The organism is Vibrio fortis (assembly GCF_024347475.1).
GTDB classification, from domain to species: Bacteria; Pseudomonadota; Gammaproteobacteria; order Enterobacterales; family Vibrionaceae; genus Vibrio; species Vibrio fortis.
This window is the reverse complement of record NZ_AP025487.1, coordinates 3,255,427-3,262,072: the sequence shown is the minus strand read 5'-3', so window position 1 is coordinate 3,262,072 and position 6,646 is coordinate 3,255,427. Positions and strand designations below refer to the sequence as shown.

Below are 6,646 nucleotides of genomic sequence, written 5' to 3'. Positions count from 1 at the left end.
GGTGCCCCCACTCTATTTAAGTTATTTGAAATGACGGGCAATTTTACCTGTTGATAAATCAGATCGCCAGCAATTGATCGCGGATCCAGTGAATAAGATCCAAGTTATTCACAATAATTTTAGCCAAAATGTCTGGATCCACACAAATTGCCCCAAATTTACTCACATAATGATCCACTTATGCCCGGATCTTGTCTAGTTATCCCCAAATTCAGAATTCAATCTGGTTATGGTTAATAACATCTGGTTATTTATTCTATTGACTGTTTTCCCAGTAACATCTCACCCCATAATGATAAGGAGTTACCAAATGAAAAACTGGGTTAAAGCTGCAATTGCGGCTATCGCACTATCTGCTGCTACTGTTCAAGCTGCTACTGAAGTTAAAGTAGGCATGTCTGGCCGTTATTTCCCGTTCACGTTTGTGAAGCAAGATAAGCTACAAGGCTTTGAAGTGGACCTGTGGGATGAAATTGGTAAACGCAATGACTACAAAGTGGAGTACGTTACAGCGAACTTCTCTGGTCTATTCGGTCTTCTTGAAACAGGTCGTATTGATACGATCTCAAACCAAATCACAATGACAGACGCACGTAAGGCAAAATACCTATTTGCTGACCCGTACGTGGTTGATGGCGCACAAATTACTGTACGCAAAGGTAACGACAGCATTAAAGGTATTGAAGACCTAGAAGGCAAAACGGTTGCAGTTAACCTAGGCTCAAACTTTGAACAATTGCTACGTAACTACGACAAAGACGGCAAGATCAACGTAAAGACTTACGACACTGGTATTGAGCACGATGTTGCACTGGGTCGCGCTGACGCGTTTGTTATGGATCGCCTATCAGCACTAGAGCTGATCAAGAAAACAGGTCTACCATTACAACTGGCTGGTCAACCTTTCGAAACCATCGAAAACGCATGGCCGTTCGTTGACAACGACAATGGTAAAAAACTTCAAGCTGAAGTAAACGCAGCACTTGCAGCAATGCGTGCAGACGGTACGCTAGAGAAAATCTCTGAGAAATGGTTCGGTGCTGACATTACTAAATAGTAATCACTCACTCTAGACACCATAACCCACTGCTTTTTTCTGCAGTGGGTTTTTCTTTTTTACCATTCAATAACTACGACACATTACCCAACGCCTGACATAAACAAACGAGATAGATTATGGGATTCGACTTTAATTACATGCTGGAGCTGCTACCGATACTACTGAAGTATCTGGGCACGACCATGGAGATGGCTATCTGGGGTCTATTTTTTGCCTTGATCCTGTCTGTAATACTGGCAAACATTCGTGTATTCAAAATCCCAGTACTCGACCAACTCAGCCAGCTTTATATTAGTTTCTTCCGTGGCACACCGCTGCTGGTTCAGCTGTTCCTCCTTTATTACGGCTTACCCCAGGTATTCCCATGGATGGTAGGGCTAGATGCATTCAGCGCTGCCGTGATTGGCCTAACCCTTCACTTTGCAGCCTACATGGCGGAAAGTATTCGTGCCGCGATTATTGGTATTGATCGCAGCCAGATGGAAGCGAGCCTCTCGGTAGGTATGACGACCAGTCAGGCAATGCGTCGTGTGATTCTTCCACAAGCAACACGAGTGGCTCTACCATCATTGATGAACTACTTCATTGATATGATTAAGTCGACGTCTCTCGCCTTCACACTTGGTGTGGCTGAGATTATGGCTAAAGCGCAAATGGAGGCCTCTTCAAGCTTCCGCTTCTTTGAGGCTTTCCTTGCCGTCGCACTTATCTACTGGGGTGTGGTGGTGATTCTAACTCGCATTCAAATTTGGGCCGAAGTGAAACTGAATAAGGCGTACGTACGATGATCAAATTAGAAAATATCCACAAGCAGTTCGGTGACACCGAAGTTCTTAAAGGGATCGACCTAGAAATCCAACAAGGTGAGATTATCGTTATCATAGGTTCAAGCGGTACTGGTAAGTCTACCCTACTACGCTGTGTGAACTTTCTAGAGCATGCCGATCAAGGCTCGATTGCGATTGATGACATCAAGGTAGATGTACAGAACCACACTAAAGCTGAGGTACTCGCACTGCGCCGTAAGACTGGTTTTGTATTTCAAAATTACGCACTCTTTGCTCACCAAACCGCCAAGCAAAACATCGCCGAAGGTTTGATCACGGTACGTGGTTGGAAGAAGCAGCAAGCCTATGAAAAGGCGCAACAAATACTGGATGATATTGGCCTTGGCGATAAGGCTGATAGCTACCCAGCAGCGCTATCAGGCGGCCAGCAGCAACGTGTTGGTATTGGCCGCGCTATGGCCCTTCAACCTGAGCTACTTTTGTTCGATGAGCCCACTTCAGCGCTCGATCCTGAATGGGTGGGAGAAGTGCTTAACCTAATGAAAAAATTGGCAAATCAGCATCAAACCATGCTGGTGGTTACCCATGAAATGCAGTTCGCAAGAGAGGTCGCGGATCGCGTGATCTTCATGGCAGATGGCCATATTGTCGAGCAAGGATCTCCACAGGATATTTTTGGTAATCCACAAGATCCTAAATTAAAAAAATTCTTAAATAAGGTTGGGATCGAGTAAGGATCCTTGAGATTTTGGAGATTCTACGTATAATCCCCCGACCGGAATTTTAGTTAACCCAATCATTGACACTTTTTGTGACAGTGATTACAATTCCGCCTCTTTGTTGAGAGGCGTCGGTTCTCCTTTCTTTATATAAAGAGGGAAACAATGCCCACGCCGGGTTTAACAAAAACCTAAAACTACTGATCAGTAAGGTAATTACAATGAAACGCACTTTTCAACCTACAGTTCTAAAGCGTAAGCGTACTCACGGTTTCCGTGCTCGCATGGCTACTAAGAACGGTCGCGCAACAATCAATGCACGTCGTGCAAAAGGCCGTAAGCGTCTTTCTAAGTAATCTTTGATTATTTTGAAAAAGCTAGCCTTCGGTCGGGAGTTACGCTTGTTAACTCCCGAACATTATCAAAATGTCTTCAAGCAAGCTCATCGAGCTGGCTCCCCTCATTTCACCATCATTGCTCGTAAAAACTCTCTTTCAAATCCTCGTCTTGGATTAGCCGTTCCGAAAAAGCAGATTAAAACCGCCGTTGGTCGCAATAAATTTAAGCGTCTATGCCGTGAAAGCTTTCGTAACAATCAACATAAACTTCCTAACAAAGATTTTGTTGTTATTGCTAAAAAGAGCGCGCAAGATTTGAGCAATGAAGAAATGTTCAAATTATTAGACAAATTATGGCTTCGCCTGTCTCGCCCTTCGCGTGGATAGCGCTAATACCTATCTATTTTTATAGATGGTTCATTAGTCCACTCATTGGCCCTCGCTGCCGATTTACTCCAACCTGCTCTTTATATGCGATAGAAGCGTTGAAAGCTCACGGTTTTGTAAAAGGGTGTTGGTTATCAGGCAAACGTCTATTAAAATGCCATCCTTTGAACGAAGGGGGCTTTGACCCCGTTCCACCAGTCCAAAAACAAGACAGAGATAAATAACGATGGATTCTCAACGTAATATCCTGTTAATCGCACTGGCTTTGGTATCTTTCTTACTTTTCCAACAGTGGAACGTAGCGAAGAATCCAGCACCACAAGCGGTTGAGCAGGCACAATCTGGCAGCACTCTACCAGCGCCATCTTATGCAGACGACCTAGATCCAGCTCCGGGTCAAGTTGCTTCAGCAAAAGCTATCACAGTAACCACTGATGTACTGACTCTGTCAATTGATACGGTTGGTGGCGACGTGGTATCAGCAAGTCTTAATGACTACTCTGCTGAATACGATTCAGATGACAGCTTTGTTCTACTTAAGAACGAACCTGGTCACCAGTTCATCGCTCAAAGTGGTCTTGTTGGCCCACAAGGTATCGACCTAAGCAGCACTAACCGCCCAAGCTACACAGTTTCAGCTGACAGCTTCACACTGGCGGACGGTCAAGATGAACTGCGCATTCCAATGACTTACCAAGCGAATGGCCTTGATTACACGAAAACATTCATCCTTAAGCGCGGCAGCTACGCGATTGATGTTGAATACGATGTCGTGAACAACTCAGGCAACAACGCAACATTTGGTATGTACGCTCACCTACGTCAAAACGTAATGGATGACGGTGGTAGCCTAACAATGCCGACTTACCGTGGTGGTGCTTACTCTACGGAAGATACGCGTTACAAAAAATACAGCTTCGACGACATGCAAGATCGCAACCTGTCACTTAACCTAGCAAACGGTCAAGGTTGGGCAGCGATGATTCAACACTACTTTGCAAGTGCTTGGATCCCACGCGACGAAGCAGGCAGCAACCTATACACTCGTGTGATTGGCAACCTTGGCGACATCGGTGTTCGCATGCCGAACAAGACGATTGCAAATGGCGACCAAGCAAACTTCACAGCAACACTGTGGGTTGGTCCAAAACTTCAAGACCAAATGGCTGAAGTTGCACCTAACCTAGACCTAGTAGTCGACTACGGCTGGCTATGGTTCATCGCGAAACCACTTCATACTCTGCTTTCGTTCATCCAAGGCTTTGTATCGAACTGGGGTGTAGCGATCATCATCCTAACCTTCATCGTTCGTGGTGCTATGTACCCACTAACGAAAGCTCAGTACACGTCTATGGCGAAAATGCGTATGCTTCAGCCTAAGCTGACTGCAATGCGTGAGCGTATTGGCGACGACCGTCAACGCATGAGCCAAGAGATGATGGAACTGTACAAGAAAGAGAAAGTAAACCCGCTAGGCGGCTGTCTACCTATCCTTCTACAGATGCCTATCTTCATTTCTCTATACTGGGCACTAATGGAGTCTGTTGAACTGCGTCACTCACCGTTCTTCGGTTGGATTACTGACCTTTCAGCACAAGACCCTTACTACATCTTGCCACTTCTAATGGGTGCTTCAATGTTCCTAATTCAGAAGATGAGCCCAACAACTGTAACGGATCCAATGCAGCAGAAGATCATGACCTTCATGCCGGTTATGTTCACATTCTTCTTCCTGTTCTTCCCATCAGGTCTGGTTCTTTACTGGCTAGTATCGAACATCGTAACTCTGATTCAGCAAACGCTTATCTACAAGCAGCTGGAGAAGAAAGGCTTACACTCTAAGTAAGCATTACGCAGTCGGTAAGACTAAGAGTTAAAAGAAAGGCGGCCAAAAGGTCGCCTTTTTGTTTTGGGCTGATTACAATTCAGCTAATTGATTAATCGTGAGCGTCCTTTTGACGTTTACTTGCTAGCAGGCACAACTATGACTACAGATACGATTGTTGCTCAAGCGACCGCGCCCGGGCGTGGTGGTGTCGGTATTATCCGCGTTTCAGGCCCACAGGCAGCACAGGTTGCTCTAGAGGTTACAGGTAAGGTTTTGAAACCTCGTTACGCTGAATACCTGCCATTCAAATCTCATGATGGTATTGAGTTGGACCAAGGTATTGCCCTTTACTTCCCTAACCCACACTCCTTCACTGGCGAAGATGTTCTTGAGCTTCAAGGTCACGGTGGTCCTGTGGTTATGGACATGTTGATCAAGCGTATCCTTACCATCTCGGGCGTACGTGCTGCACGTCCAGGCGAGTTCTCAGAGCGTGCATTTTTGAACGACAAGATGGACTTAACCCAAGCAGAAGCGATTGCTGACCTCATTGATGCGAGTTCAGAAGAAGCCGCGAAGTCGGCGCTACAATCATTGCAGGGTGAATTCTCAAAGCGCATCAATACGCTGGTGGAGTCACTGATCCACTTACGTATCTACGTTGAGGCTGCAATTGACTTTCCAGAAGAAGAGATCGACTTCCTAGCCGACGGCAAAGTAAGTGCTGACTTACAGGCAATCATCGACAATTTGGAAGCGGTTCGCCAAGAAGCTAACCAAGGCGCGATCATGCGAGAAGGTATGAAGGTGGTGATTGCAGGTCGTCCTAATGCCGGCAAATCTAGCCTACTCAACGCACTATCTGGTAAAGAATCCGCTATCGTGACTGACATTGCTGGTACCACACGTGACGTACTGCGTGAACATATCCACATTGATGGCATGCCACTGCACATCATCGATACCGCAGGTCTGCGTGATGCCTCTGACGAAGTCGAAAAAATCGGTATTGAGCGCGCTTGGGAAGAGATTGAACAGGCTGACCGTGTGCTATTTATGGTGGATGGTACAACGACCGACGCAACCGACCCGAAAGACATCTGGCCTGATTTTGTTGATCGCCTACCCGCAAAAATCGGTATGACGGTAATCCGAAATAAAGCAGACCAAACTGGCGAAGAGCTGGGGATCTGTCATGTGAACGACCCTACTCTTATCCGTCTATCGGCGAAAACAGGCCAAGGCATTGACTCCCTTCGCAACCATCTAAAAGAGTGTATGGGCTTTGCTGGTGGCCATGAGGGCGGCTTTATGGCACGCCGACGTCACCTTGATGCACTTGAACGAGCGTCAGAGCACTTGGATATTGGCCAGCAACAACTTGAAGGTTATATGGCGGGTGAAATCTTGGCAGAAGAGCTGCGCATTACTCAGCAGCATCTTAACGAGATTACCGGTGAATTCAGTTCAGATGACCTACTCGGTCGCATCTTCTCTTCTTTCTGTATTGGTAAATAAAAACAAGG

8 protein-coding genes are annotated in these 6,646 nt (G+C 46.0%); all 8 read left to right on the top strand.

Annotation, left to right across the window (positions count from 1 at the left end; genetic code table 11):
- Positions 1-310 precede the first annotated feature (310 nt).
- The 8 genes from OCV50_RS14590 (at position 311) to mnmE (ending at position 6,638) form a co-directional block, all read left to right on the top strand.
- Positions 311-1,057 (top strand): amino acid ABC transporter substrate-binding protein, encoded by a 747-nt coding sequence (locus tag OCV50_RS14590; RefSeq protein WP_239842999.1) that lies wholly within the window; start codon positions 311-313, stop codon positions 1,055-1,057.
- Positions 1,058-1,176: 119 nt separating this feature from the next.
- A complete protein-coding gene (locus OCV50_RS14585) occupies positions 1,177-1,848 on the top strand; it encodes an amino acid ABC transporter permease (protein WP_004739268.1) in 672 nt (223 codons plus the stop codon).
- Positions 1,845-2,582, top strand: coding sequence for an amino acid ABC transporter ATP-binding protein (locus OCV50_RS14580; protein WP_239842998.1), 738 nt, complete (start codon positions 1,845-1,847; stop codon positions 2,580-2,582). Before OCV50_RS14585 ends, OCV50_RS14580 begins: the two co-directional genes overlap by 4 nt.
- A gap of 206 nt (positions 2,583-2,788) precedes the next feature.
- Entirely contained in the window at positions 2,789-2,923 is a 135-nt protein-coding gene (gene rpmH / locus OCV50_RS14575; RefSeq protein WP_004735800.1) for a 50S ribosomal protein L34, read from the top strand.
- A gap of 45 nt (positions 2,924-2,968) precedes the next feature.
- The gene (gene rnpA, locus OCV50_RS14570) at positions 2,969-3,292 is read left to right on the top strand and encodes a ribonuclease P protein component (RefSeq protein WP_032548627.1); all 324 of its coding nucleotides are present in this window, start codon (positions 2,969-2,971) and stop codon (positions 3,290-3,292) included.
- On the top strand, positions 3,259-3,516 hold the full coding sequence (gene yidD, locus OCV50_RS14565; RefSeq protein ID WP_004735802.1) for a membrane protein insertion efficiency factor YidD: 258 nt from the start codon (positions 3,259-3,261) through the stop codon (positions 3,514-3,516). Before rnpA ends, yidD begins: the two co-directional genes overlap by 34 nt.
- 2 nt (positions 3,517-3,518) lie before the next feature.
- Entirely contained in the window at positions 3,519-5,138 is a 1,620-nt protein-coding gene (gene yidC / locus OCV50_RS14560) for a membrane protein insertase YidC (RefSeq protein ID WP_239842997.1), read from the top strand.
- Positions 5,139-5,276: 138 nt separating this feature from the next.
- A complete protein-coding gene (gene mnmE, locus OCV50_RS14555) occupies positions 5,277-6,638 on the top strand; it encodes a tRNA uridine-5-carboxymethylaminomethyl(34) synthesis GTPase MnmE (RefSeq protein WP_239842996.1) in 1,362 nt (453 codons plus the stop codon).
- The last annotated feature ends 8 nt before the right edge of the window (positions 6,639-6,646 follow it).

Excerpts from the sequence above, each read along its gene's own strand:
- OCV50_RS14590 (WP_239842999.1), top strand. The coding sequence starts at position 311 with ATGAAAAACTGGGTTAAAGCTGCAATTGCGGCTATCGCACTATCTGCT.
- OCV50_RS14580 (WP_239842998.1), top strand. The coding sequence starts at position 1,845 with ATGATCAAATTAGAAAATATCCACAAGCAGTTCGGTGACACCGAAGTT.
- rpmH (WP_004735800.1), top strand. The coding sequence starts at position 2,789 with ATGAAACGCACTTTTCAACCTACAGTTCTAAAGCGTAAGCGTACTCAC.
- mnmE (WP_239842996.1), top strand. The coding sequence starts at position 5,277 with ATGACTACAGATACGATTGTTGCTCAAGCGACCGCGCCCGGGCGTGGT.
- OCV50_RS14585 (WP_004739268.1), top strand. The coding sequence starts at position 1,177 with ATGGGATTCGACTTTAATTACATGCTGGAGCTGCTACCGATACTACTG.
- yidC (WP_239842997.1), top strand. The coding sequence starts at position 3,519 with ATGGATTCTCAACGTAATATCCTGTTAATCGCACTGGCTTTGGTATCT.
- yidD (WP_004735802.1), top strand. The coding sequence starts at position 3,259 with ATGGCTTCGCCTGTCTCGCCCTTCGCGTGGATAGCGCTAATACCTATC.